Raw genomic sequence first — 25,108 nt, forward strand, 5'->3', positions numbered from 1 at the left:
GAGAACGAGAACCGCCGTCCCGAACCCCCACCCACCCGCCGGGGGCTTCGCCTCCACACGCCGGACCAGGCAATTCCAGCCCGTCCGGCGTTTGAGGACGAGGCCCCTTCAGGGCCGAAGCGGGGGTCTGGGGGCGGCAGCAGCCCCCAGGGACCGCAACCTCAGACCAGGTTCACCGCGCGAGCCGACGTCGCGCCGATCTCCTCCGCGACCTCGGTCAGCACACCCGCCGGCACCGTGTCGTCCACGGTCAGCACGGCGAGGGCCTCGCCGCCGGCGACCGCACGCGACACCTGCATACCGGCGATGTTGATACCGGCCTCGCCGAAGACGCGGCCGACCGTGCCGACGACACCCGGACGGTCCTCGTACTTGAGGACGACCATGTGGTCGGCCAGCGCGAGGTCGACGTCGTACTCGCCGACCGCGACGATCTTCTGCAGGTGCTTCGGACCGGCCAGCGTGCCGGAGACCGACACCTCCTCGCCGTTGCTGAGCGTGCCGCGCACGGTGACGACGTTGCGGTGGTCGGCGGACTCCGAGCTGGTGGTCAGCCGTACCTCTACGCCGCGCTCCTGGGCGAACAGCGGGGCGTTGACATAGGACACCGTCTCGTCGACGACGTCCTCGAACACGCCCTTCAGAGCGGACAGCTCCAGCACCTTCACGTCGTGCTGGGTGATCTCGCCGTAGACCTCGACGTCGAGGCGGACCGCGACCTCACCGGCGAGCGCCGTGAAGATACGGCCGAGGCGCTCCGCGAGGGGCAGGCCCGGCTTGACGTCCTCGGCGATGACGCCGCCCTGGACGTTCACCGCGTCCGGGACCAGCTCACCGGCGAGCGCGAGGCGGACGGAGCGGGCGACGGCGATGCCGGCCTTCTCCTGGGCCTCGTCGGTCGACGCGCCGAGGTGCGGGGTGCAGACGACCTGGTCGAGCTCGAAGAGCGGCGAGTCCGTGCAGGGCTCCTTCGCGTACACGTCGAGGCCGGCACCGGCGACGCGGCCCTCCTTGAGCGCGGAGAACAGCGCTGCCTCGTCGACGATCCCGCCGCGCGCGGCGTTGACGATCCGCACCGACGGCTTGACCTTGTGCAGCGCCTCGTCGCCGATGAGACCGAGGGTCTCGGGGGTCTTCGGCAGGTGCACGGTGATGAAGTCGGCGACCTCGAGCAGCTCGTCGAGGGACAGCACCTTGACGCCCATCTGCGCGGCCCGCGCGGGCTGCACGTAGGGGTCGTAGGCGACGACCTTCATGCCGAACGCGGACATGCGCTGGGCGACGAGCGCGCCGATGCGGCCGAGGCCCACGACACCGAGGGTCTTCTCCGCGAGCTCGACACCCGTGTACTTGCTGCGCTTCCACTCGCCGTTCTTCAGGGCGGTGTTGGCCTGCGGGATGTATCGCGCGGTGGCCAGCAGCAGACCGCAGGCCAGCTCGGCGGCGGTGACGATGTTGGAGGTGGGGGCGTTGACGACCATCACGCCGGCCTTGGTGGCGGCGGAGACGTCGACGTTGTCCAGGCCGACGCCGGCTCGTGCGACGACCTTCAGCTTCTTCGCGGCGGCGATCGCCTCGGCGTCGACCTTGGTGGCCGAGCGGATCAGGATCGCGTCCACGTCGGCGATGGCGGGCAGCAGCTCGGCCCGGTCGGCGCCGTTGCAGTGCCGGATCTCGAAGTCCGGGCCAAGCGCGTCGACAGTCGCGGGCGACAGCTCTTCAGCGATGAGTACGACAGGTTTCGAGCTCACGTGAGTCCTCACAAGTCCAATGCGTGCGGACGGCCGTCCCGACGGCCGCATGCGGTGGAGGGTGCTAGCCGCGTGGAAGACGCACGACGCTGTGGGCCTGACGCGTATGTAGTACGGCAGTGTAGTGGCGCGGCGGGGGCGTGCTTGCGCCTGCGCGGAAGGATCACCCGCACGTGCGGTGTCGAGCGCCTCCGGCATTCGAGGAGCGGGGGCCGGGGCGGCGCCCCGCGGCGTCGCCCCGGCCAGACGGCCGGGCCGTGACACCGGTCAACACCGGCATCACGGCCCGACCGACGGGGTCACTCGTCGTCGTTCACCCACGACATGAGCTTGCGCAGCTCCTTGCCGGTGGTCTCCAGGAGGCTCTGCTCGTCCTGGGTCTTGTACTCGTTGTACTTCTTCAGACCGCCGTGGTACTCGGCCATCCACTCACGGGCGAAGGTGCCGTCCTGGATCTCGGCGAGGACCTTCTTCATCTCGGCCTTGGTGGCGTCCGTGATGATCCGCGGGCCGGTGATGTAGTCGCCCCACTCGGCGGTCTCGGAGACGCTCCAGCGCATCTTCTCCAGGCCGCCCTCGTACATGAGGTCGACGATCAGCTTCAGCTCGTGGAGGCACTCGAAGTACGCGATCTCCGGCTGGTAGCCGGCCTCGGTCAGCGTCTCGAAACCGGCCTTGACCAGCGCGGCCGTACCACCGCAGAGAACGGCCTGCTCACCGAACAGGTCGGTCTCGGTCTCCTCGGTGAAGGTCGTCTTGATGACGCCCGCGCGGGTGCCACCGATGCCCTTGGCGTACGACAGGGCCAGCGCGAAGGCGTTGCCGGTCGCGTCCTGCTCGACGGCCGCGATACACGGAACGCCGCGGCCCTCCTCGTACTGGCGACGGACCAGGTGGCCCGGGCCCTTGGGGGCGACCATGCAGACGTCGATGCCGGCCGGGGGCTTGATGAAGTCGAAGCGGATGTTCAGGCCGTGGCCGAAGAACAGCGCGTCGCCGTCCTTGAGGTTGTCCTTGATGGACTCCTCGTAGACCTGGGCCTGGAGCGGGTCCGGCACGAGGATCATGATGACGTCGGCCTCGGCGGCCGCCTCGGCGGGGGTGACCACGCGCAGGCCCTGCTCCTCGGCCTTCGCCTTGGACTTGGAGCCCTCGTGCAGACCGACGCGGACGTCGACACCCGAGTCACGGAGCGACAGCGCGTGGGCGTGGCCCTGGCTGCCGTAACCGATGACCGCGACCTTGCGGCCCTGGATGATGGACAGGTCGGCGTCGGCGTCGTAGAACAGCTCGGCCACTTTGGGTTCTCTCCTTGTGTGCAGGTGTTGCGTCCCACCGTATGACGGCGGGCTGAGAAGAAGTTTCGGGGTCTCGGTATACGGGCGGCCGGTGTCACCCGGCCGCCCGAATCCGTCGTTATGCGGACCGGTCGAGGGCGCGCAGCGAGCGGTCCGTGATCGAGCGGGCGCCGCGGCCGATCGCGATCGTGCCGGACTGGACGAGCTCCTTGATGCCGAAGGGCTCCAGCATCTTGAGCATGGCCTCCAGCTTGTCGCTGCCGCCGGTGGCCTCGATGGTGACGGCCTCCGGGGAGACGTCCACGGTCTTGGCGCGGAACAGCTGGACGATCTCGATGATCTGCGAGCGCGTCTCGTTGTCGGCGCGCACCTTCACCAGAACGAGTTCACGCTGAACGGCGCTCGCCGGCTCCAGCTCGACGATCTTCAGCACCTCGACGAGCTTGTTGAGCTGCTTGGTGACCTGCTCCAGCGGCAGCGCGTCGACACTCACCACGATCGTGATGCGGGAGATGTCGGGGTGCTCGGTGACGCCGACGGCGAGCGAGTCGATGTTGAAGCCGCGGCGGGAGAAGAGGGCGGCGATCCGGGCCAGGATGCCCGGCTTGTTCTCCACCAGGACGGAGAGCGTGTGCTTGGACATGATCTTTTACGTCTCTCTCGCTCAGTCGTCTTCGTTGTCGCCGAAGTCGGGGCGGACGTCCCGGGCGGCCATGATCTCGTCGTTGGAGGTGCCGGCGGCGACCATCGGCCACACCATCGCGTCCTCGTGGACGATGAAGTCGATCACGACCGGGCGGTCGTTGATCGAGTTCGCCTCCTCGATGACCTTGTCGAGGTCGTCCGGGGACTCACAGCGGATGGCGTAGCAGCCCATGGCCTCCGACAGCTTCACGAAGTCGGGGACGCGGGTGCCGGCGCTCGGCTCCTTGCCGGTGGCCTCCGGGCCGGAGTGCAGCACGGTGTTGGAGTACCGCTGGTTGTAGAAGAGGGTCTGCCACTGGCGGACCATCCCGAGGGCGCCGTTGTTGATGATGGCGACCTTGATCGGGATGTTGTTCAGGGAGCAGGTGGTGAGCTCCTGATTGGTCATCTGGAAGCAGCCGTCGCCGTCGATCGCCCAGACCGTCCGGTCCGGCTGACCGGCCTTGGCGCCCATCGCGGCCGGGACCGCGTAGCCCATCGTGCCCGCGCCACCCGAGTTCAGCCAGGTCGCCGGCTTCTCGTACTGGACGTAGTGCGCGGCCCACATCTGGTGCTGACCGACGCCCGCCGCGAAGATCGTGCCCTCCGGCGCGAGTTGGCCGATGCGCTCGATGACCTGCTGCGGGGAGAGCGAGCCGTTGTCGGGCTGGTCGTAGCCCAGCGGGTACGTCTCGCGCCAGCGGTTGAGGTCCTTCCACCAGGCGCTGTAGTCGCCCTGGTTCCCCTCGCTGTGCTCCTTCTGCACGGCCTGCACCAGGTCCGCGAGGACCTCGCGGGCGTCCCCGACGATCGGCACGTCGGCAGCGCGGTTCTTGCCGATCTCCGCCGGGTCGATGTCGGCGTGGACGATCTTGGCGTACGGGGCGAAGCTGTCCAGCTTGCCGGTGACGCGGTCGTCGAAGCGGGCTCCGAGGGCGACGATCAGGTCGGCCTTCTGCAGCGCGGTGACGGCGGTGACCGCACCGTGCATGCCCGGCATTCCCACGTGCAGCGGGTGGCTGTCGGGGAATGCGCCGAGCGCCATCAGGGTGGTGGTGACGGGCGCTCCGGTGAGCTCGGCGAGAACCTTGAGCTCGGCGGTGGCGTGTGCCTTGATGACACCGCCGCCGACGTAGAGGACGGGCCGCTTGGCGGAGGTGATCAGCTTGGCGGCCTCGCGGATCTGCTTGGCGTGCGGCTTGGTCACCGGGCGGTAGCCGGGCAGGTCCATGGTGGGCGGCCACGAGAAGGTGGTCTGCGCCTGCATCGCGTCCTTGGCGATGTCGACCAGGACCGGGCCCGGGCGGCCGGTGGAGGCGATGTGGAACGCCTGCGCGATCACCCGCGGGATGTCCTCGGCCTTGGTGACCAGGAAGTTGTGCTTGGTGATCGGCATCGTGATGCCGACGATGTCCGCCTCCTGGAAGGCGTCCGTGCCGATCGCCTTGGAGGCCACCTGCCCGGTGATCGCCACGAGCGGCACCGAGTCCATGTGGGCGTCCGCGATCGGGGTGACCAGGTTGGTCGCGCCGGGGCCGGAGGTCGCCATGCAGACGCCGACCTTGCCGGTGGCCTGCGCGTAACCGGTGGCCGCGTGACCGGCGCCCTGCTCATGGCGGACCAGGACGTGACGCACCCGGGTGGAGTCCATCAGCGGGTCGTACGCCGGAAGGATCGCACCGCCGGGAATGCCGAATACCGTCTCGGCGCCGACCTCCTCGAGAGAGCGGATGAGGGACTGCGCACCCGTGACGTGCTCGGGGGCGGACTGGTGTCCTCCGGATCGGGGCCGCGGCTGCGGGTGATGGGCCCCGGTGGCCTGCTCGGTCATCGTCAGTCTCTTCTCGATGCTGAGGGTTTTTGCGAAGTTCGTGCGGTGTACGGCTTTTGTACGACAGGTGCCTGTGCAACAAAAAACCCCTCGTGCCGTGAGGCAAGCGAGGGGAGCGCGCCGGAGTGGGTGGCTGGGAGTTCCGGGTCCGACCGGACGTCACCAGCTTCAGCCGACGCGCTTTCCAAGTACGAGAATTCGGGTGCGCATGGGACTGACCCTCCCCCCGGCACACATGCACTGTCAAGCGGGTGGGACGGGAGTCTCATTATGTGAGCGATGGGCACTTCCGCCTCCGAAAACAGCGGGCACACCACTGGTGTACACCCCCGCACCGCCTCCCGCGAACGCGGGCTCGGCCGGTCCATGCGGAACCGGATAGTGGCCGGATCCCAGCGCCCGGCGCAGCCGGTACTCGTCCAGTGGTCCGGAGAAGGCCATTCCCTGCCCATGGGTGCAGCCCATCGCGCGCAGGGCGATGACCTGTTCCGGGAGGTCCACGCCGTCGGCCACGGACTGCAGCCCGAGGTCGCCGGCGATGCGCAGCAGCCCGCTGGTGATCTTGTGCAGCCGGGCGGACTCGACGACGCCCTCGACCAGACTGCGGTCGAGTCTCAGCACGTCGACGGGGAGCCTGCGCAGCGCGGTGATCGCCGCGTAGCCGCTGCCGAAGCCGTCCAGGGCGATCCGGACCCCGACGCGCCGGATCGCGGTCAGCCGGCGCTCCAGCTCGTCCAGGGAGACCCTCGGGTCGGTGTCGGACAGCTCGATGACCAGCGCCCCGGAGGGCAGCCCGTGCCGGGTCAGCAGTGCCTCGACGGAGCCGAGGGGCAGCGAACGGTCCAGCAGCCGCCGGGCGCTCATCCGGACCGCCACGGGCACGGACAGCCCGCTCGCGGCCCGCTCGGCGGCCTTCTCCACGGCCTCCTCGAGGATCCAGCGGCCCAGCTCCTGCGTCTTGTCGTTGTCCTCGGCCACCCGCAGGAACTCCGCGGGGGTGAACAGCACCCCCTGTGAGGAGCGCCAGCGCGCCTGGGCGGTGACCGAGGTGATCCGGCCGTCCTCCAGACAGACGACGGGCTGGTGCAGCAGGTTGAACTCGCCGTCGTGCAGTGCGGCCCGCAGGCGCGTGGCCAGTTCGGCCTTGCGGACGACGTCCTGCTGCATCTGGGGTGCGTACAGCTCGACGCGGCCCTTGCCGCCCGCCTTGGCGCGGTACATGGCGAGGTCGGCGTTGCGCAGCAGCTCGCCCGCGCCGAGGCCCGGCTCGGCGAAGGCGACGCCGATGGAGGCGGCGACCCGGACATCGTTGCCGTCGATGAGGTACGGCTGCGAGAGCGTGATCCTGAGGCGGTCGGCGAGCTCCAGGATGTGGCGCTCACGGGCGCTGCGGTCACGGGTGCCGTCCCCGACGATCAGTGCGGCGAACTCGTCCCCGCCCAGCCGTGAGGCGGTGTCCCCGTGCCGGACCGCGTCCTGCAGTCTGCGGGCGGCCTGGACGAGCAGTTCGTCCCCGGCCTGGTGCCCGATCGTGTCGTTGACGGCCTTGAAGCCGTCCAGGTCGATGAAGAGGACGGCCGTGCCGCGGTCGGAGGAGCGGCGGCCGGACAGGGCCTGCTGGACGCGCTTGGTGAACAGGGCGCGGTTGGGCAGGTCGGTCAGCGGGTCGTGCTCGGCGTTGTGCTGGAGCTGCGCCTGCAGGCGCACCCTCTCGGTCACGTCCCGGCTGTTGAAGATGAGGCCGCCGTGGTGGCGGTTGACGGTGGACTCGACGTTGAGCCAGCCGCCGTCGCCGGACCGGAACCGGCACTCGATGCGCGTGGTGGGTTCCTCGAGCGGGCTGGCGGCGAGGAAGCGGCGCACCTCGTGCACCACGCAGCCCAGGTCCTCCGGGTGGATGAGGCCGGCCAGTTCCGTCCCCACGAGCTCCTCGGCGGAGCGGCCGTAGACCCCGGCGGCGGCCGGGGAGACGTACCGGAGGATGCCGTTGGGTGCGGCGATCATGATGACGTCGCTGGAGCCCTGCACCAGGGAGCGGAAGTGGTTCTCCTTCTGCGCCAGTTCCTGGGTGAGGGTGATGTTGTCGAGCAGCATGATGCCCTGGCGCACCACGAGGGCGAGCACGACCGTGCCACCGGTGAGGAGCACCACGCGGTCCACACTGCGGCCGTTGAGGACGTTGTAGAGAATGCTCAACGTGCAGACGGCGGCCGCGAGGTAGGGCGTGAGGGCGGCCAGCGACCCGGTGATGGGACGGGTGGCGGGATGCCGGGTGGGCTCGCCCGCCTGCGGGGGCGCGTGGTGGTGCGGGCCGGTGCGCTGTCCCGGCAGGTGTTCGTGCACCACGCGCGTGTGCCCGGCCGCGCCCGGCCGGTCGGTGGACCGCCTGGCGGCCGGCTGCCGGGCGGCGAGCTGCCGGTCGGGGGTGCGGCTGCCGCCCTCCGTGTGCGCGTGCCGGGGGGTGGCCCAGGGGGCGTACGCGAGGAGCAGGGAGCCGGCGAACCAGCCCGCGTCCAGCAGTTGGCCGGAACGGTAGTTGTTGTGCAGCAGCGGTGAGGTGAACAGGGCGTCGCACATGACGGTCAGGGCGAGTGCGCCGATCGCGGTGTTCACCGCGGTGCGGTTGACCGCCGAGCGCCTGAAGTGCAGCGCGAGCACCATGCTGACCAGGGCGATGTCCAGCAGCGGGTACGCCAGGGACAGCGCGGTGTGCGCCACGCTCGGTCCCTCGGACTTCGCCGCCTGGGCGAGGGCGAGGCTCCACGAGAGCGTGAGGAGCGAGCCGCCGATCAGCCACGCGTCCAGGGCGAGACAGACCCAACCCGCCTTGGTCACCGGTCGCTTGGCGAGCACCAGCAGGCCGACGATCGCGGGCGGCGCGAAGCACAGGAAGAACAGGTCGGCATAGCTGGGGCTGGGCACGGGCCGTCCCAGGACGACTTCGTACCACCCCCAGACGAGGTTGCCGAGGGCCGCCATCGCCGAGGAGAGCGCGAAGAGCAGCCAGGCGGGTCGAAAGCGGACACGACGGCTGCGGGCGTAGAGGAAGCAGGACACGGCGGCGGTGCCGGCCGCCGCGCTCAGCCCGAAGTCACCCATGATCAGCGCGACTTCTGGCGAGCCCCAGCCGAGCGCGGAACCGACGGCGTATCCCGCGCACACCAGGGCGAGGACGAGTTGGTGGACCAGGCTCGACCCGACAGCGGAGCCCGGCGGACGGGGCAGCAGCGCCCCCGGTGAACGCTGTGCCCGCAGCGCTCCGTCGAGGGTGGTCGCGGAAGGCGGGGGCGAACTCACCGGGTCCTCCCGGTCCGCGCCGCTCCGGGGTCCCGGGGGTCCGGGTGCGCCGGGTGCGCATGCCTCCTGCGGCTGCTGTGCCTGCGGTGGTGAGGGCTGTGGTGGCCGCCGTGACCGGCATGGTGGCCGCGTCTGCGCGCGGCGGCGTGCCAGGGTCGCCGCCGGCGGCCCCGCCGCGTCGGATCGTTCGCCCATAGGCCGTGCATCGCCCGTCGCCCCCCTCACAGTCTGAAATGTCCATCCCCGGCGCCGAACGGTGCGCGGCGCAGCCCCTGTCGGGACGATACACCAGTCTCGTCACTCAGGGACATAGTTCCTCTACGCTCCGTGACGACCAGCGGTGATGTGAGCACGGACCGCGTCCGGAAGGTTGCGGAGGGTACCGGAAACGGATTACGCGCCTGTTGCGCGCCCGCGCCCGACGGTGCCCGACCGTCCCAGTGGCAGGGCCTATGCGCCGGTTGTGCCTGTCGTAAGGATCACGTTGCGCAGGGGCTCCTGGTTCACGAAACGGGTCAACTGGTCCACCAGCAGTCGCTTGGCGCGGGGCAGGAAGGCGGACGTGGGTCCGCCGACGTGCGGGCTGACGAGTACGCCAGGTGCCTGCCACAACGGGTGTCCCTGGGGCAGCGGTTCGGGGTCGGTGACGTCGAGGGCCGCGGTGATGCGGCCGGTCTCCAGTTCGGCGAGCAGCGCCTTGGTGTCGACGACGGGGCCGCGGGCGACGTTCACGAGGAGCGCGCCGTCCTTCATACGGGCCAGGAAGTCGGCGTCGGCCAGGTGGCGCGTGGTCTCGGTGAGGGGCGTGGAGAGGATGACGACGTCGGCCTCGGGGAGCAGCGCGGGCAGTTCGGTGAGCGGGTGCACCGGGCCGCGCGCCGTGGTGCGCTCGGAGCGCGCGACGCGCGCCACCCGCGCGACCTCGAACGGAACGAGCCGGTCCTCGATCGCGGATCCGATCGAGCCGTAGCCGACGATGAGGACGTTCTTGTCGGCGAGCGCGGGGTGGAACCCGCCGAGCCACTCCCCCCGGTCCTGCGCCCGCACGAAGTCGGGGACGCCGCGCAGTGAGGCGAGGATCAGCGTGAGCGTGAGCTCGGCGGTGCTCGCCTCGTGCACCCCGCGCGCATTGCACAACCGCACGCCCGGACGCAGGTCCTTGAGGCCCGGCAGCAGGTTGTCGACGCCGGCGGACAGAGTCTGCACGACCTCCACGGAACTCAGGAGGGGCAGCGGCCGCAGGCCGACCTCGAGGGGCTTCATGTAGGGGACGACGTAGTAGGCGCAGTCGGCCGGGTCCGCGGGGAAGTCCTCACCGCCGTTCCAGAAGAGGTAGTTCGGGCCCTCGGGGAGCCCTTCGATGTCTTCCGGCGGAATGGGGAGCCACACGTCAGCAGTCATGGTCTGGAGGCTATGTCAGGTCATGGGAACCGCAGACGTTAGGTTGGGGGACCGGAGAGGGAGGGGTCAGCAGCAGGTGGAGCGCAGGACGATCGGGGCGGCGGCGCTCGAGGTGGGGGCCGTCGGACTCGGGTGCATGCCGATGAGCTGGGCCTACAGCGGGTCCCGGCAGCGGGGCGACGAGTCGCTCAGGGCCGTGCACCGGGCGCTCGACCTGGGCTCGACGCTGCTCGACACGGCCGACATGTACGGCCCGTTCACCAATGAGCTGCTGGTGGGGCGGGCGTTGAAGGAGCGGCGCGAGGACGCGTTCGTGTCGACCAAGGTCGGCCTGCTGGTCGGCGAGCAGCACATCGTGGCCAACGGGCGCCCCGGATATGTGAAGCGGGCGTGCGACGCGTCGCTCAGGCGGCTGCAGACGGACGTGATCGACCTCTACCAGCTGCACCGCGAGGATCCCGAGGTTCCGGTCGAGGAGACCTGGGGCGCGATGGCGGAGCTCGTCCAGGCCGGAAAGGTACGGGCGTTGGGGCTGTGCGCGATGGGGGCGCGGGGCGGCCGCCGGTCCGGGGCGCGGCTGCACGACGCGACGATACGGCAGCTGCAGCGGGTGCAGCAGGTCTTCCCCGTGAGCGCGGTGGAGGCGGAACTGTCGGTGTGGTCGCCGGAGGCGCTGGAGACGCTGCTGCCCTGGTGCGACGCGCGCGGCATCGGCTTCCTGGCGGGGATGCCCCTCGGCAACGGCTTCCTGACCGGCACCCTGACCCCCGGCGAGGGCTTCGAACCGGACGACGTCCGCGCCCGCCACCCCCGCTTCACCGCCGAGATGATGGCCGCGAACCAGCCGATCGTGGTCGGCCTGCGCCGGATCGCCCGACGCCACGGCGAGGACGTCACCCCGGCCCAGGTGGCGCTGGCGTGGGTCCTGGCCCAGGGGCGGCACGTGATCCCGGTGCCGGGTGCCAAGCGGGAGCGCTGGGTGACGGACAACGCTGCGGCGGCCGCGCTGCCGCTCACGGCCGAGGATCTGGCCGAGGTGGCGGAACTGCCCCCGGCACAGGGATCGTGGGAGTGACGGGCCGCATCGGGTACCGGAGATCGGGAACCCGTGGGGCGCGAGCGGTGTATGAACAGTAGAACCCGCCGCGTCGAAGGGACTTCATCGTGCAACGTCGTGCAGTGACGGCCGTGTTGGCCGCGACCACACTCCTGCTGGCGGCCGGCTGCTCCTCCGACGGTGATGGAGGAGACTTCCCCGGCGGCGACAACAGCACGTCACCGAGTAGTACGTCGTCGAAGTCGTCCCCCACCGAGCAGGCCGCCGAGGAGACACCCCCCGCGAAGGGCTCGGTGAAGGTGCTCCGCACGGTCACCACCGGCCTGAACACCCCCTGGGGCCTGGCCCCCCTGCCCGGCAGCGGCCTGCTCGTCTCCTCCCGGGACGACGCCACGATCACCCGGGTCGACGAGCAGACGGGCAAAAAGACCGAGCTGGGCGAGGTGCCGGGGGTGTCCCCGGCGGGCGAGGGCGGCCTCATGGGCCTCGCCCTCTCCCCTGACTTCGCCTCGGACCACATGGTCTACGCCTACTTCACCTCGGCCTCGGACAACCGCATCGTCCGCATGCTGTACGACGAGAAGAAGCCCTCCGGCGAGCAGCTGGGCGCTCCCGACACGATCTTCAGGGGCATCCCCAAGGGCTATATCCACAACGGCGGCCGGATCGCCTTCGGCCCGGACAAGATGCTGTACGCGGGCACGGGCGAGAGCGGTGACACGGGCCTGTCCCAGGACACCAAGTCGCTGGGCGGCAAGATCCTGCGCATGACCCCGGAGGGCGAGCCGGCCCCGGGCAACCCGTTCCCGGACTCCCCCGTGTACTCCTACGGCCACCGCAATGTGCAGGGTCTCGCCTGGGACGACAAGCAGCGTCTGTTCGCCTCGGAGTTCGGCCAGGACACCTGGGACGAGCTGAACGCGATCAAGCCGGGCGACAACTACGGCTGGCCGGAGGCCGAGGGCAAGTCCGACGACGCGCAGTACCACAACCCGATCGCCCAGTGGGGCACGGACGACGCCTCCCCCAGCGGCATCGCCTACGCCGAGGGTTCCCTCTGGATGGCGGGCCTGAAGGGACAGCGGCTGTGGCGCATCCCCCTGAAGGGCACGGCGGCCTCGGCCGACCCGCAGGCCTTCCTGGAGGGCGACTACGGCCGGCTGCGCACGGTGGTGTCGGCGGGCGGCGACAAGCTGTGGCTGGTGACCAGCAACACGGACGGGCGAGGCAGCCCGAAGGAGGGGGACGACCGGATCCTGGAGATACAGGTGAGCTAGCCCGAGCGCCCCTCGGCCGGCTCATCCGGCTCATCCGGATTCGGCCGCCGTACGACGACCTTCCCGGAGGTGAGGTCTATCGGGCCGCGTCCGGGGTCGCCGTCGCCGACGTCCTCGCGGGTCAGCTCCAGCCGGTTCTGCTCGTCCTGGGTGTGCTTACGGCCGGGTGCGAACAGTTCCTCGAACATGTTGAACACAGAGCCTCCCCTGCCGGTCTCTTACACCGTACGCCTCACCCCGTGGGCGGCACCTGGAGAACCTCGGCCGGGAACAGCCCCAGCCGGTGGGAGACGGCCGCCGCCTCGCCCCGGCCCGAGACGCCGAGCTTGCCCAGGATGTTCGAGACGTGGACGCTGGCCGTCTTCGGGGAGATGAAGAGTTCCTCGGCTATCTGGCGGTTGCTGCGACCGAGGGCGACCAGACGCAGGACGTCGCGTTCGCGGCCCGTGAGGCCGAGGGTGCGGGCCGGGTCGGTCTGGGCGGACGCGGGGGCCGGGGCCGCCGTCAGGGTGAGGCGGGCGCGCTGGGCGAGGAGCGTGACGGCGTCGGCGAGGGGGCGGGCGCCGAGGTGGTCGGCGACGGCGTGGGCGAGGCGGAGGAGTTCGGTGGCGCGGTCCCGTTCGTCCTCGCCGCCGGCCGAGAGCAGGGACTCGGCCAGGCGGTGGCGGACGCGGGCGAGGTCGTAGGGACGCTCCAGGGACTCGAAGGCGACGGTCACCTCCGACCAGTCGTCGGGGGTGCCGCGGCCCTCGGCGCGGAGCAGCTCCGCGCGCACCCAGCGCTCGTACGCCTGCCAGACGGGCACATGGGTGGCGAGCGACTTGGCAGCGGTGCGGATACGTTCGAGGATCTTCCGGCGGCCGGGTTCGGCGACGGGCAGGCCGAGTGCGTTGGCCTCCATGGTGGCGGCGGTGAGCAGGAGGGGCCAGGCGTAGCGGTGGGTGCCGGGTGCGAAGCCGGTGTCCAGGACGCGTTCGAGGTCGGCCCGGGCGTCGAGGAGGCGGCCCTCGGCCGCGGCCAGGCCGATGCCGATGTCGACGAGCGGCAGCTCATGCTGAGGGATGTCGTGGGTGCCGAAATGCCCGCGCGCCGCAGCCAGTTGACGGCCCGCTTCGGCCAGGTCCCCTCTCGCGAGGGCGAGTTCGGCGCGGAGGCTGGCGTGGAAGCCGCGGGGCTTGGTGCTGTGGTCGGCGCGTTCCGCCTTGGTCCCGGCCTCGGCGGCCTGGTCCCAGCGGCCCAGCGAGTAGAAGGATTCGGAGAGGTTGCCCCAGATCCAGGCCTCGCTGGCCAGCTGACCGAACTTCCGGGTGTAGGCGATCCCCTCCTCCAGGAGCGGCACGGCTTCCCGGGAGCGGCCGACCGATTCGAGGGCGTTCGGCAGATTCACATAGGCACGGCCCGCGACAGCGGTCAGGCCCTGCGCGACGGTCTGACGCTTGACCTCGAACATCTCGTCGAGGCCCGCCTCGATGCCGCCGGTCTCGACCGTGAGGCCCGCGAGGGTGAGACGTGCGTTCATCTCGATCTCGCGGGCGCCGACCATGCGCGCGTACTCCACGGCGCGCTCGGCGGCGGAGAACGCGTCGGGACCGGGGACATGCACCATGGTCCAGCTGGCGACGTGGGACAGCACCTCGGCGTGCACCTCCGAGGGCGGCAGGCCGCGGACGAGTTCCTCGGCGGTGGCCAGTTCGGCCCAGCCATCGCCGCGGGCCTGTGCCTGCACCAGCCGGGAGCGCTGGACCCAGAACCAGGCGCTGCGCTGCGGGTCCCGCTCCTCCTCCAGGAGGTGCAGCGCCCGCTTCGTGATCTTCAGAGCGCGTTCCCGCTCCCCGCACAGCCGGCCCGCGACCGCCGCCTCGGCCATCAGGTCCAGGTAGCGGAGCGGGGTGGTGGCCGGGTCGCAGCCGCAGGGCGGGTAGACCTCGGTGTAGTCGACGGGGCGCAACCCGGCCCGTACGTCCTCGGGGGCCGAGTCCCACAGCTCCATCGCCCGTTCCAGGAGCCGGAGTTGTTCGGAGTAGGCGTGTCGGCGGCGGGCGGTGACGGAGGCGTCCAGGACGGCGGGCAGGGCCTTGGCGGCGTCGTGGGCGTGGTACCAGTAGCTGGCCAGTCGCATGACGCGGGCGTCGGCGGGGACGAGGGTCGGGTCGGCCTCCAGGGCTTCGGCGTAGCGGCGGTTGAGGCGGGAGCGCTCGCCGGGCAGCAGGTCGTCGCCGACGGCCTCGCGGACCAGGGAGTGGCGGAAGCGGTAGCCGTCGCCGTCGGGGGCGGCGAGCAGGATGTTGGCGTTCACGGCCGCCCTGAGGGCCTCGATGAGGTCGTCCTCGGCAAGCCCCGCGACTGCGGCGATCAGCCGGTACTCCACCGTGGAGCCGCCCTCGGCGACGATCCGGGCGACCCGCTGGGCGCTCTCGGGCAGGCCTTCGACGCGGACCAGGAGCAGGTCGCGGAGGGAGTCGGTGAGGCCGGTGCCGCAGCCCTCGGTGGCGCAGACGGCGAGTTCCTCGACGAAGAAGGCGTTGCCGTCGGAGCGTTCGAAGATGTCGTCGACCTGGGCCGGGTCGGGTTCGTGAGCGAGGATGCCGGCGATCTGGCGGCCGACCTCGGCGCGGTTGAAACGGCCGAGTTCGATCCGGCGGACCGTGCGCAGCCGGTCGAGTTCGGCGAGCAGGGGGCGCAGCGGGTGGCGGCGGTGGATGTCGTCGGCGCGGTAGGTGGCGAGGACGAGGAGGCGGCCGGTGCGCAGGGTGCGGAACAGGTAGGACAGCAGGTGGCGGGTGGAGGCGTCGGCCCAGTGCAGGTCCTCCAGGGCGACGACGACCGTGCGGTCGGCGGCCACGCGCTCCAGCACGCGGGCGGTGAGCTCGAAGAGGCGGGCCATGCTGCCCTCGTCGTGGCGGCCGGAGGTGGCCTCGCCCAGTTCGGGCAGGAGCCGGGCGAGTTCCTCCTCCTGACCGGCGGCTGCGGCGGCCAGGTCGTCCGGCAGTTCGCGGCGCAGGGCGCGCAGCGCGGTGGAGAAGGGGGCGAAGGGCAGGCCGTCGGCGCCGATCTCGACGCAGCCGCCGAGCGCGACGACGGCACCACCGCGGCAGGCCGCGGTGGCGAACTCCTCGACGAGGCGGGTCTTGCCGACGCCGGCCTCACCGCCCAGCAGCAACGCCTGCGGCTCGCCCGCGGCGGCACGGGCGAGCGCGTCGTTCAGTGTGTGCAGTTCGTCGGCGCGACCGACGAACACCGGACTGACGGACCTGGTCTCCACGGGCCCGAGCATCGCACGCGGGTCCGACAGCGCGGCACCGGTTTTCGGGGCGGGCCCGCTTGTGGGGAGACGCGGGGAGAGGACGGCCGCGGGCACGGGCAGTGCCGTGCGGCCGTCCTCCCTCCCCCCGGCGCTCACGCCGTACGGAGGAACCGGTGCCGACGAGGGCCACCGGTATGCACCTCGCCCTCGGCGGCACGGCGTGCTGCCTCACGGCGGGCGGCGCGGCGGCCGCGGACGACCTCGCGGGCCAGGCGCTCGTGCTCGGCCTGGCGCATCAGTTCGGCGGAACGGAGCTGGGAGATCTCGTACTCGTAATACATGGCGTGTCCCTTGTGAGAGGCGGTTTCTGGCTTCGCTTCCTGCGATGCCTCAACCTTCGTCTCCAAGGCGGGTCCGCCACATCGGGAGAGTTCCGCATCTTCGGCGGCCTACGGGGCCTTAGACGCGCCTGAGGGGCCTCAGAGGCTCCGTAAGGTACTTACGGATGCCCTAAGACCCCTCGGGACCTGCGGCGATTCAGCTGGTGGAGGGCAGTCCGACCAGGACATCGGTGTACTTGAGGACGGCCAGGAGCAGACCGATGACGCCGAGCGCGACACCGCCCCAGGCGACCGACTTGATCCATCCGGCCTGCGCCTTGCCGGGCGTCCCGAAGGCGGGCCGGGCCAGGACGAAGACGCCGACGAGCAGCGCGACGAGGGCGAAGATCCCGCCCCACATCGCGGTGGCGTTCCAGGCGTCGCCGTAGCCCTCCTGGACCAGCTTGGCCACGCTGGAGGACTGCGAGGTCTGTGCGTTCAGCTGGCCGACCAGCGCCTGGCGCTCGGCGGCCAGGGTGCCGATCCAGCCACCGGTGAGCGACACGAGACCGAGCGCGGCGGAGACGACGGCGCCCGCGCCCATTCCGACGCCGGCGGAGCCCTCGGCCTCCTCCTTGGCGAGGACCTCGGCGGCGGCCGCGAGGAGCTCGGTGTCGTCGGCGTCCTCGGTGTCCGTGTCCTCGACGTCGGCCGCCGTGGCGTCGCCCTCGGTGGCCTCAGTCTCCGTCACCTCGTCGGTCTTGGTGACGTCCACCTTCTTCTCGTCGGTCGTGGCCTCGGCGCCAGCCTCGGCACCGGTCTCGTCAGCTGTCTTGGTTCCCATGTCCGGCACCGTACGGATCCTGTCTGAGAGGTCTCTTAATGATCGTTGTGAGCGGCACGCGCGCGTGCTGCACGCCATTCGGGGGCGAGGATCGACCACACCTCCAGGTCGTGCCGTACGCCACGATAGGGGTGGGCCTCGCGGCGCACGCCGTCGCGGGTCATTCCCAGCCGCCGGGCGACGTTCAGGCTCGGCTGGTTCCCTGCGGCGGCTACCCACTCAATCCGGTGGATTCCGCGTTGTTCGACGGCGAAGTCGATGAGAATCTTCATCGCGCGGGTGATGAGTCCGCGCCCGGTACCGGCGGGTTCCAGCCAGCAGCCGACCTCGCAGTTGCCCGTCTCCGCGTTGAAGTTCAGGAACAGCACCCCGCCCACCAGCTTCCCCTCCAGCCACAGGCCGTGCAGGGATCCGGTGTCGGCGGCGCGCATGTCGGCGTACCGCTGAAGCAGGGCCCTCGCGGAGTCCACGTCCGTCTCCTTCGAACCGAAGGCGATGAACTGCGCGACGAACTCCCTCCCCCGGTCCATGTGCGCGAGGAACTCCTCGGCATGCCACGGCTCCAGCGGCCGCAGTTCCGCTCCGTCGTCACCCAGAGGTATCGCGTACATCCTCTTCTTCCCGCCCCTTCGCCAGTACGTCCGCCACCTCGGCGTCCGTCGCAGCGGCCAGCCTTTCATGGGCGGCACGGCATTCCGGCGGCTCGATGCTGATGCGCGGCATGCGGCGGTCCAGCCAGCGCGGCAGCCACCAGTTGGCGCCGCCGAGCAGGTGCATGAGGGCCGGCACCAGCAGCGTACGGAGCACGAAGGCGTCGAGGGCGACGGCGGCGGCGAGCGCGATGCCGAACATGGCGATGACGCGGTCGCCGCTGAGGACGAAGGCGAGGAAGACGGAGATCATGATGACCGCGGCGGAGTTGATCACCCGGCTGGTCTCGGCGAGGCCGACGCGGACGGCACGCCGGTTGTCGCCGGTTTCCAGCCATTCCTCGTACATCCGGCTGACCAGAAAGACCTGGTAGTCCATGGACAGGCCGAACAGCACCGACACCATGATGACCGGGAGGAAGGGCTCGATCGGACCCGCACGGCCGAGGCCCAGCAGCTCGCTCCCCCAGCCCCACTGGAAGACCGCCACGACGATGCCGAAGGCGGCGGCGACGGCGGCGACGTTCATCACGGCGGCCTTCAGCGGGATGCCGACGGACCGGAACGCGAGCAGGAGCAGCAGACAGCCCAGGCCGATCACGACGCCGACGAACAGGGGCAGCTTGCCGACGATGACGTCCGCGAAGTCGTCGTAGGACGCCGTCACCCCGCCGACGTGCAGGTCGAGCGAGGTGCCGGTCTCGGCGCGCGGCAGCACCTCGGTGCGCAGCCGGTCGACGAGGTCGCTGGTCCTCTCGGACTGCGGGGACGACTCGGGGACGACGGTGAGGTACGCCGTGTCGTCGGCGGAGCTGTACGTCACCGGGGTCACCGACGCGACGCCCTCGGTGGCGCGGAGCGTGGCGTCGAGGTTGTCGAGGGCGAGCTTGTCCTCGGCGCCGTCGATACGCGTCACCAGCGTCAGGGGGCCGTTGACTCCCGCCCCGAAGCCGTCCGCGAGGAGGTCGTAGGCCTGGCGGGTGGTCGAGGAGCTCGGGTTGTTGCCCTGGTCGGAGGTGCCCAGGTGGAGGGAGAGCGTGGGCAGCGCGAGGACCGCCATGACGACGAGGGCGATCACGCCGAGCAGCTTGGGGTGGCGCTCCACGAACGCCGACCAACGGTGGGCGAATCCGGTCGGCAGTTCGGGCTGCGGGCCGTGTTCCGCGAGGCGCCGCCGTTCACGCCGGCTCAGGGCGCGCATGCCGATGAAGGAGAGCAGGGCGGGCAGCAGGGTGATCGAGGCCGCGACGGTCAGGACGACGGTCAGTGAGGCGGCGATCGCGACGCCGTTCAGGAAGCTGAGCCTGAGGATCAGCATCCCCAGCAGCGCTATGCACACCGTGGCACCCGCGAAGACCACGGCACGTCCGGTCGTGGCGACGGCGTTCGTGACCGCCTCGGTGACGGACAGCCCGCGTTTCAGCCCACGGCGGTGTCTGGTGACGATGAACAGCGCGTAGTCGATGCCGACGCCCAGCCCGATCAGCATGCCGAGCATGGGCGCGAAGTCGGCGACGGTCATCGCGTGGCCGAGCAGCACGATCCCGGCGTACGCCGTGCCGACGCTCACCAGCGCGGTGGCGATGGGCAGCAGCGAGGCGGCGAGCGAGCCGAAGGCGAGGAACAGCACGACCGCCGCGACGACCACGCCGACGACCTCGGCGAGGTGCCCGCCGGAGGACTCGGTGAGCGCGACGGCGCTGCCGCCCAGCTCCACCTGGAGCCCGTCGGCCTCGGCGTCCTTGGCCGCGTCGACGACGGCCTGCGCCTGGGACTTGTCGATGTCCTCGGCGGAGTCGGCGAAGGTGACCGTGGCGTACGCGGTGTGTCCGTCGGCGCTGATCCGGCTCGCGCCCTGGTCGTCGTACGGGCTGATCACGGCGGCGACGCCGGGCAGGCCCTCGATCTCGTCGAGGGCGGCGCTCATCGTCTGTTGCACATCGGCGGCGCGGACCGACCCCGACGTGGTGTGCCAGACAACGGTGTCGCTGTCGCCGCCGAGGTCCGGGAAGCCGTCCTGCAGGAGCTGGGTGGCGCGGCCGGACTCGGTGCCGGGGACCTCGTAGTCGTTCGAGTAGGCGGAGCCGGTGACGATGGCGGCCGTGCTCACTCCACCGAGGGCGAGGAGCCACAGGAGGACGACGACGAGTCGTCGTCGGACACACCAGCGTGCGAGGGCTGCCACGAACGTGCTCCCAGGGGGGTGAATTGTGGATCTTTGACCGGGAACAGTCGTTCATGTCACTTCATGAGGTGAACGGCCCGCAAAGAACGCATGAGCAAGGTGAGGACCACTCTTGCAGGCGAATGTGATCGTTTATCGCGTTCGTGGGTTTAATCACGGGAGTGGGAGACAGATCACAGGACAGTAACGGTCACTCTGTCACGTCAGTCGAACTGGTCGCCCAGCGCCATCACCATCACACCGACGATCAGCAGCCACAGCGCCCTGCGGGTGCGGCCGCGGGAGCCCAGGACCGTCGCCAGCGCGCAGACCATGGCACCGAACGCGTAGGCGGCGGGCACGAGCACGGGTTCCGGACTGGCCAGCCGGAGCCCCGAGGCGGCGAGCCCCACGGCGGCGAGCACGGTGCCGGCCGAGACCGCGGTCCGGCGGGCCCGCCGTGCCTCCCGTATCTCGTCCGCGCCCTCCTCCTGTATGTCGGATGGCTCGGAAATTCCATGTCCGTTCATGGCGGGCGAGCGTAGCGTGTTCCGCTGAGAATCCCCGGGCCCGTCCGCCCCCGGCCGAAGCAGGTGTGTTGTTTGAGCGTCCGACCGAGCTCCTCCGTATCCCTCTCCGCCTCTCAGGACTCAAGGAGCCCGTTCACCGATGCCAGACATCACCCCGCCGATGACGGGGCCCTCGAATGAGGACCTCACCCAGCGGCTGACCCACGCCCGCTACCCGCGCAGCAACCGCTACGACGCCCGCTGGACCATCGACAACCAGATGGGCCCGAACGCGCTGTGGCTGCTGGAGTGGCTCGCACCCGCCCTCGGCCTGGACGCCCTGCGCCCCTGCGCCCGCGTGCTCGACCTTGGCTGCGGCCGGGCGATGACCTCGGTCTTCCTGGCCAGGGAGTACGACGTCCAGGTCACCGCGGCCGACCTGTGGGTCAAACCCGACGAGAACGCACAACGGATCACCGAGGCCGGTTTCGCCGAACGGGTGCATCCGGTGCACGCCGAGGCGCACGACCTGCCGTTCGGCGAGGGCAGCTTCGACGCGATCGTCTCCATCGACGCGTACCAGTACTTCGGCACGAACGACCTGTATCTCCCCTCGCTGACCCGGCTGTTGAAGCCGGGCGGGCGGATCGGTGTGGTCGTGCCCGCACTGCGGGAGGAGCCGGAAGGCACCGAACCACCCGAGCATCTCGAGCCGTGGTGGGAGCCCGACTTCTGGTGCTTCCACACCGCCGACTGGTGGCGCCGCCACTGGACCCGCAGCGGGGCCGTCGAGGTCGAGGCGGCCGACTGGCTGCCGGACGGCTGGAAGGACTGGCTGCGCTGGTGCGAGGTGGTCGCCGAGGAGAGCTCGGACGAGTTCCATGTGCGGATGGCCCGCGAGGTCGGCGAGATGGTGCGCGTCGACGAGGGCCGCGCGCTGGGCTTCGTACGGGTCGTCGGTCGCCGTCTGTGAGGTGACATGACTCGGGGGCCGCATCGGTACGACGATGCGGCCCCCGAGTCGCGTGCTCAGCCCTCGCTGACGCCCAGCTTCTCCAGGATCAGCTCCTTGACGCGGGCCGCGTCGGCCTGACCCCGGGTCGCCTTCATGACCGCGCCCACCAGGGCGCCGGCCGCGGCCACCTTGCCGCCGCGGATCTTGTCCGCGACGCCCGGGTTGCCGGCGATGGCCTCGTCGACGGCCGTGCCCAGCGCCGAGTCGTCGGAGACGACCTTCAGACCGCGCTTGTCGACGACCTCGTCCGGGGTGCCTTCGCCCGCGAGAACGCCCTCGATGACCTGGCGGGCCAGCTTGTCGTTCAGGTCACCCTTCGAGACCAGCTCGGTGACCCGGGCGACCTGCTCCGGGGTGATCGCCAGCTCGTCGAGCGTCCTGCCCGACTCGTTGGCGCTGCGCGCCAGTTCGCCCATCCACCACTTACGGGAGGAGGCGGCGTCGGCACCGGCGTCGATCGTGGCGACGATCAGGTCCAGCGCACCGGCATTGAGGATCGCCTGCATCTCGGTGGCCGAGATGCCCCACTCCGCGAGGAGACGGTTGCGGCGGACCAGCGGCAGCTCCGGCAGACCGGCGCGGATCTCCTCGACCCACTCACGGGACGGGGCGACCGGCACCAGGTCGGGCTCCGGGAAGTACCGGTAGTCCTCGGCCTCTTCCTTCACGCGGCCCGAGGTCGTCGACCCGGTGTCCTCGTGGAAGTGCCGGGTCTCCTGGATGATCGTGCCGCCGCTGTTCAGTACGGCGGCGTGCCGCTGGATCTCGAAGCGGGCCGCGCGCTCCACGGAACGCAGCGAGTTGACGTTCTTCGTCTCGGAGCGCGTGCCGAACTTCTCGCGGCCGTGCGGGCGCAGCGACAGGTTCACGTCGCAGCGCATCTGGCCCATCTCCATCCGGGCCTCGGAGACGCCGAGCGCCTTGATGACCTCGCGCAGCTCACGGACGTACGCCTTCGCGACCTCGGGAGCGCGCTCGCCCGCGCCCTCGATCGGCTTGGTGACGATCTCGATGAGCGGGATGCCGGCGCGGTTGTAGTCGAGGAGCGAGTGCGAGGCGCCGTGGATACGGCCCGTCGCGCCGCCCACGTGGGTGGACTTGCCGGTGTCCTCCTCCATGTGGGCGCGCTCGATCTCCACGCGGAAGGTCTCGCCGTCCTCCAGCTGTACGTCGAGGTAGCCGTTGAAGGCGATCGGCTCGTCGTACTGGGAGGTCTGGAAGTTCTTCGGCATGTCCGGATAGAAGTAGTTCTTCCGGGCGAAGCGGCACCACTCGGCGATCTCGCAGTTCAGCGCGAGACCGATCTTGATCGCCGACTCGATGCCGATCGCGTTGACGACCGGGAGCGCGCCGGGCATGCCGAGGCAGGTGGGGCAGGTCTGCGTGTTGGCGTCCTGACCGAGCTCGGTCGAACAACCGCAGAACATCTTCGTCTTGGTGCCGAGTTCGACATGGACCTCGAGGCCCATGACGGGGTCGTACGACGCGAGCGCGTCCTCGTACGACTCCAGGTCGGTCGTGGTGGTCACGGTGAAACTTCCCTCTCAGCCCAGCAGGACGTCGTCGTCGCCCAGCCGCTTCAGTTCGCGGTACAGGATGGCGAGGCCGGTGACGATCGCGACCGCGGAGACGGTGGCGTCGATCAGCCGCAGCGTGTCCTGCTCGGCACGGGCCTTCTTGATCTGCTTGGCGACACCGAGCGCGCCGAACGCGGTGGTGGCGATGGACACGTACGTACCGGACTTGGACTTCTTGAAGCCCTTGGCCTTCGACAGTGCGTTGCTCACAGCGACGGTGCCTCCTCGATCAGCGGGTGACCCCACTTTTCCACGAAGGCGGCCTCGACGGCGGCGCCGACCTTGTAAAGCCGGTCGTCCTTGAGCGCCGGAGCGATGATCTGCAGACCGACCGGGAGGTTGTCCTCCGGGGCGAGACCGCAGGGCAGCGACATGGCCGCGTTGCCCGCGAGGTTGGTCGGGATGGTGCAGAGGTCCGCGAGGTACATCGCCATCGGGTCGTCGGCGCGCTCGCCGATCGGGAAGGCGGTGGTGGGCGTGGTCGGCGACACGATCACGTCGACCTGCTCGAAGGCCTTCTCGAAGTCGCGCGTGATGAGCGTGCGGACCTTCTGGGCGCTGCCGTAGTAGGCGTCGTAGTACCCGCTCGACAGGGCGTAGGTGCCGAGCATGATGCGGCGCTTGACCTCGGGGCCGAAGCCCGCCTCACGGGTGAGGGAGGTGACCTCCTCGGCCGAGTGGGTGCCGTCGTCGCCGGTACGCAGGCCGTAGCGCAGGCCGTCGAAGCGGGCGAGGTTGGACGAACACTCGGACGGCGCGATCAGGTAGTACGCCGACAGGGCCAGGTCGAAGGACGGGCAGTCCAGCTCGACGATCTCGGCGCCCAGCTCCTTGAGGAGGGCGACGGACTCGTCGAAGCGCTGGATGACACCGGCCTGGTAGCCCTCACCGCGGAACTGCTTGACGACGCCGACGCGCATGCCCTCGACGCTGCCGTTGCGGGCGGCCTCGACGACCGGCGGGACCGGGGCGTCGATCGAGGTGGAGTCCAGCGGGTCGTGCCCGGCGATGACCTCGTGGAGGAGGGCCGCGTCCAGGACCGTACGGGCGCAGGGGCCGCCCTGGTCGAGGGAGGAGGAGAAGGCGACCATGCCGTAGCGGGAGACCGCGCCGTACGTCGGCTTCACGCCCACGGTGCCGGTGACGGAGGCCGGCTGGCGGATGGAGCCGCCGGTGTCGGTGCCGATGGCGAGGGGCGCCTGGAAGGAGGCGAGCGCGGCGGAGGAGCCACCACCGGAGCCGCCGGGGATCTTGGTGAGGTCCCAGGGGTTGCCGGTCGGCCCGTAGGCGCTGTTCTCCGTCGACGACCCCATGGCGAACTCGTCCATGTTGGTCTTGCCGAGGATGACGACGTCGGCGGCCTTCAGCCGCTTGGTGACGGTCGCGTCGTACGGCGGGATCCAGCCCTCGAGGATCTTCGAACCGACGGTCGTCGGGATGCCCTCGGTGGTGAAGATGTCCTTGAGCGCGAGCGGGACGCCGGCGAGGGGACCGAGCTTCTCGCCCTTGGCCCGCTTCTCGTCGACGGCACGAGCCTGCGCCAACGCACCCTCGCGGTCGACGTACAGGAAGGCGTGCACCTTCTCGTCGACGGCCTCGATACGGGCCAGGTGGGCCTCGGTGACCTCGACGGCCGTGAGCTCGCCGGAGGCGATCTTCGCGGCGGTCTCGGCGGCGGTGAGCTTGATGATGTTGACGTTGTCCGTCATGGCGGTTAGTCCTCCCCCAGGATCTGCGGCACCTTGAAACGCTGCTGCTCCTGGGCCGGGGCGCCGGAGAGCGCCTGCTCGGGGGTGAGCGACGGACGGACCTCGTCCGCCCGCATGACGTTCGTCAGCGGGAGCGGGTGCGAGGTCGGCGGTACGTCTTGGTCGGCGACCTCACTGACGCGTGCGACCGCGCCGATGATGTCGTCCAGCTGTCCCGCGAAGTGCTCGAGCTCTTCGGGCTTCAGCTCCAGACGCGCCAGCCGTGCGAGGTGGGCGACCTCCTCGCGCGTGATGCCAGGCATGCAGCGATCCTCTGGGGTGAGAGTGTGTGGTTTGGGGCCAATCCTATGGGGCGGGGGCCGGTGCCCGTTAAACGGTTTCCTCGCCCCCGCCGCCCCTACCCGTCCCATCCTTCCGGGGCTCCGCCCCAGACCCCGCTCCTCAAACGCCGGAGGGGCTGGATTTTGCCGGCCGAGGCTG

Annotated in this window: 20 protein-coding genes; 3 read left to right on the forward strand and 17 right to left on the reverse strand. The window is 70.5% G+C overall.

The genetic code is table 11. The features are described from left to right. Positions 1 to 161: 161 nt before the first annotated feature. The 6 genes from serA to IG08_RS0143885 all read right to left on the reverse strand — a co-directional run bounded on the left by serA (position 162) and on the right by IG08_RS0143885 (position 10,262). A complete protein-coding gene (serA, locus tag IG08_RS0143860; protein ID WP_030617064.1) occupies positions 162 to 1,751 on the reverse strand; it encodes a phosphoglycerate dehydrogenase in 1,590 nt (529 codons plus the stop codon). A 299-nt stretch (positions 1,752 to 2,050) separates the two neighbouring features. Then, positions 2,051 to 3,049: a ketol-acid reductoisomerase gene (gene ilvC, locus IG08_RS0143865; RefSeq protein ID WP_030617067.1), complete on the reverse strand. Its 999-nt coding sequence runs from the start codon at positions 3,047 to 3,049 to the stop codon at positions 2,051 to 2,053. A gap of 118 nt (positions 3,050 to 3,167) precedes the next feature. Further along, positions 3,168 to 3,692 (reverse strand): acetolactate synthase small subunit, encoded by a 525-nt coding sequence (ilvN, locus tag IG08_RS0143870; RefSeq protein WP_030617071.1) that lies wholly within the window; start codon positions 3,690 to 3,692, stop codon positions 3,168 to 3,170. 21 nt (positions 3,693 to 3,713) lie between these two features. Then, positions 3,714 to 5,570, reverse strand: a complete 1,857-nt coding sequence (locus IG08_RS0143875) for an acetolactate synthase large subunit (RefSeq protein ID WP_030617074.1) — start codon at positions 5,568 to 5,570, stop codon at positions 3,714 to 3,716. A 237-nt stretch (positions 5,571 to 5,807) separates the two neighbouring features. Continuing rightward, the gene (locus tag IG08_RS0143880; RefSeq protein WP_030617078.1) at positions 5,808 to 8,861 is read right to left on the reverse strand and encodes a putative bifunctional diguanylate cyclase/phosphodiesterase; all 3,054 of its coding nucleotides are present in this window, start codon (positions 8,859 to 8,861) and stop codon (positions 5,808 to 5,810) included. Positions 8,862 to 9,311: 450 nt separating this feature from the next. Then, entirely contained in the window at positions 9,312 to 10,262 is a 951-nt protein-coding gene (locus IG08_RS0143885; RefSeq protein WP_030617080.1) for a 2-hydroxyacid dehydrogenase, read from the reverse strand. Positions 10,263 to 10,338: 76 nt separating this feature from the next. On the opposite strand from IG08_RS0143885, the gene IG08_RS0143890 reads away from it, so the two are divergent. Next, on the forward strand, positions 10,339 to 11,337 hold the full coding sequence (locus tag IG08_RS0143890; RefSeq protein ID WP_030617085.1) for an aldo/keto reductase: 999 nt from the start codon (positions 10,339 to 10,341) through the stop codon (positions 11,335 to 11,337). Positions 11,338 to 11,426: 89 nt separating this feature from the next. Continuing rightward, on the forward strand, positions 11,427 to 12,596 hold the full coding sequence (locus tag IG08_RS0143895; protein WP_234343125.1) for a PQQ-dependent sugar dehydrogenase: 1,170 nt from the start codon (positions 11,427 to 11,429) through the stop codon (positions 12,594 to 12,596). Here the strand turns inward: IG08_RS0143895 and IG08_RS0143900 are convergent. From IG08_RS0143900 to IG08_RS0143930, 7 genes are all read right to left on the reverse strand, one after another. Continuing rightward, the gene (locus IG08_RS0143900) at positions 12,593 to 12,793 is read right to left on the reverse strand and encodes a DUF6191 domain-containing protein (protein ID WP_030617091.1); all 201 of its coding nucleotides are present in this window, start codon (positions 12,791 to 12,793) and stop codon (positions 12,593 to 12,595) included. The two genes, IG08_RS0143895 and IG08_RS0143900, sit on opposite strands and share 4 nt — an antisense overlap. Positions 12,794 to 12,828: 35 nt before the next feature. Continuing rightward, positions 12,829 to 15,870 (reverse strand): helix-turn-helix transcriptional regulator, encoded by a 3,042-nt coding sequence (locus IG08_RS0143905; protein WP_043456645.1) that lies wholly within the window; start codon positions 15,868 to 15,870, stop codon positions 12,829 to 12,831. Between the two features lie 122 nt (positions 15,871 to 15,992). After that, positions 15,993 to 16,181: a hypothetical protein gene (locus IG08_RS0143910; protein WP_030617096.1), complete on the reverse strand. Its 189-nt coding sequence runs from the start codon at positions 16,179 to 16,181 to the stop codon at positions 15,993 to 15,995. Positions 16,182 to 16,377: 196 nt separating this feature from the next. Beyond that, a complete protein-coding gene (locus IG08_RS0143915) occupies positions 16,378 to 17,004 on the reverse strand; it encodes a hypothetical protein (RefSeq protein ID WP_030617098.1) in 627 nt (208 codons plus the stop codon). A 35-nt stretch (positions 17,005 to 17,039) separates the two neighbouring features. After that, positions 17,040 to 17,615, reverse strand: coding sequence for a GNAT family N-acetyltransferase (locus IG08_RS0143920; protein WP_030617101.1), 576 nt, complete (start codon positions 17,613 to 17,615; stop codon positions 17,040 to 17,042). After that, on the reverse strand, positions 17,593 to 19,839 hold the full coding sequence (locus IG08_RS0143925; RefSeq protein WP_030617103.1) for an MMPL family transporter: 2,247 nt from the start codon (positions 19,837 to 19,839) through the stop codon (positions 17,593 to 17,595). Before IG08_RS0143925 ends, IG08_RS0143920 begins: the two co-directional genes overlap by 23 nt. A gap of 203 nt (positions 19,840 to 20,042) precedes the next feature. Continuing rightward, positions 20,043 to 20,348, reverse strand: coding sequence for a hypothetical protein (locus IG08_RS0143930; RefSeq protein ID WP_030617106.1), 306 nt, complete (start codon positions 20,346 to 20,348; stop codon positions 20,043 to 20,045). Positions 20,349 to 20,487: 139 nt separating this feature from the next. On the opposite strand from IG08_RS0143930, the gene IG08_RS0143935 reads away from it, so the two are divergent. Further along, complete coding sequence (locus IG08_RS0143935; protein ID WP_030617108.1) at positions 20,488 to 21,300, forward strand: SAM-dependent methyltransferase; 813 nt, start codon at positions 20,488 to 20,490, stop codon at positions 21,298 to 21,300. Between the two features lie 56 nt (positions 21,301 to 21,356). Here the strand turns inward: IG08_RS0143935 and gatB are convergent, their stop codons facing one another. From gatB to gatC, 4 genes are read right to left on the reverse strand one after another with little or no spacing between them, the layout of a single operon-like run. Then, positions 21,357 to 22,871, reverse strand: a complete 1,515-nt coding sequence (gatB, locus tag IG08_RS0143940; protein WP_030617112.1) for an Asp-tRNA(Asn)/Glu-tRNA(Gln) amidotransferase subunit GatB — start codon at positions 22,869 to 22,871, stop codon at positions 21,357 to 21,359. 15 nt (positions 22,872 to 22,886) lie between these two features. Beyond that, positions 22,887 to 23,129: a hypothetical protein gene (locus IG08_RS0143945; RefSeq protein ID WP_030617115.1), complete on the reverse strand. Its 243-nt coding sequence runs from the start codon at positions 23,127 to 23,129 to the stop codon at positions 22,887 to 22,889. Next, a complete protein-coding gene (gene gatA / locus IG08_RS0143950) occupies positions 23,126 to 24,628 on the reverse strand; it encodes an Asp-tRNA(Asn)/Glu-tRNA(Gln) amidotransferase subunit GatA (protein WP_030617119.1) in 1,503 nt (500 codons plus the stop codon). Before gatA ends, IG08_RS0143945 begins: the two co-directional genes overlap by 4 nt. 5 nt (positions 24,629 to 24,633) lie before the next feature. After that, a complete protein-coding gene (gene gatC, locus IG08_RS0143955) occupies positions 24,634 to 24,930 on the reverse strand; it encodes an Asp-tRNA(Asn)/Glu-tRNA(Gln) amidotransferase subunit GatC (RefSeq protein ID WP_007384860.1) in 297 nt (98 codons plus the stop codon). Between the last annotated feature and the right edge of the window lie 178 nt (positions 24,931 to 25,108).

It is taken from the genome of Streptomyces fulvoviolaceus (assembly GCF_000718165.1).
GTDB classification, from domain to species: domain Bacteria; phylum Actinomycetota; class Actinomycetes; order Streptomycetales; family Streptomycetaceae; genus Streptomyces; species Streptomyces fulvoviolaceus.

Coding starts and splice junctions, on each gene's coding strand:
- ilvN (WP_030617071.1), bottom strand. CDS start 3,692: ATGTCCAAGCACACGCTCTCCGTCCTGGTGGAGAACAAGCCGGGCATC.
- IG08_RS0143885 (WP_030617080.1), bottom strand. CDS start 10,262: ATGACTGCTGACGTGTGGCTCCCCATTCCGCCGGAAGACATCGAAGGG.
- IG08_RS0143905 (WP_043456645.1), bottom strand. CDS start 15,870: ATGCTCGGGCCCGTGGAGACCAGGTCCGTCAGTCCGGTGTTCGTCGGT.
- IG08_RS0143910 (WP_030617096.1), bottom strand. CDS start 16,181: ATGTATTACGAGTACGAGATCTCCCAGCTCCGTTCCGCCGAACTGATG.
- IG08_RS0143915 (WP_030617098.1), bottom strand. CDS start 17,004: ATGGGAACCAAGACAGCTGACGAGACCGGTGCCGAGGCTGGCGCCGAG.
- IG08_RS0143920 (WP_030617101.1), bottom strand. CDS start 17,615: ATGTACGCGATACCTCTGGGTGACGACGGAGCGGAACTGCGGCCGCTG.
- IG08_RS0143930 (WP_030617106.1), bottom strand. CDS start 20,348: ATGAACGGACATGGAATTTCCGAGCCATCCGACATACAGGAGGAGGGC.
- IG08_RS0143935 (WP_030617108.1), top strand. CDS start 20,488: ATGCCAGACATCACCCCGCCGATGACGGGGCCCTCGAATGAGGACCTC.
- gatA (WP_030617119.1), bottom strand. CDS start 24,628: ATGACGGACAACGTCAACATCATCAAGCTCACCGCCGCCGAGACCGCC.
- gatC (WP_007384860.1), bottom strand. CDS start 24,930: ATGCCTGGCATCACGCGCGAGGAGGTCGCCCACCTCGCACGGCTGGCG.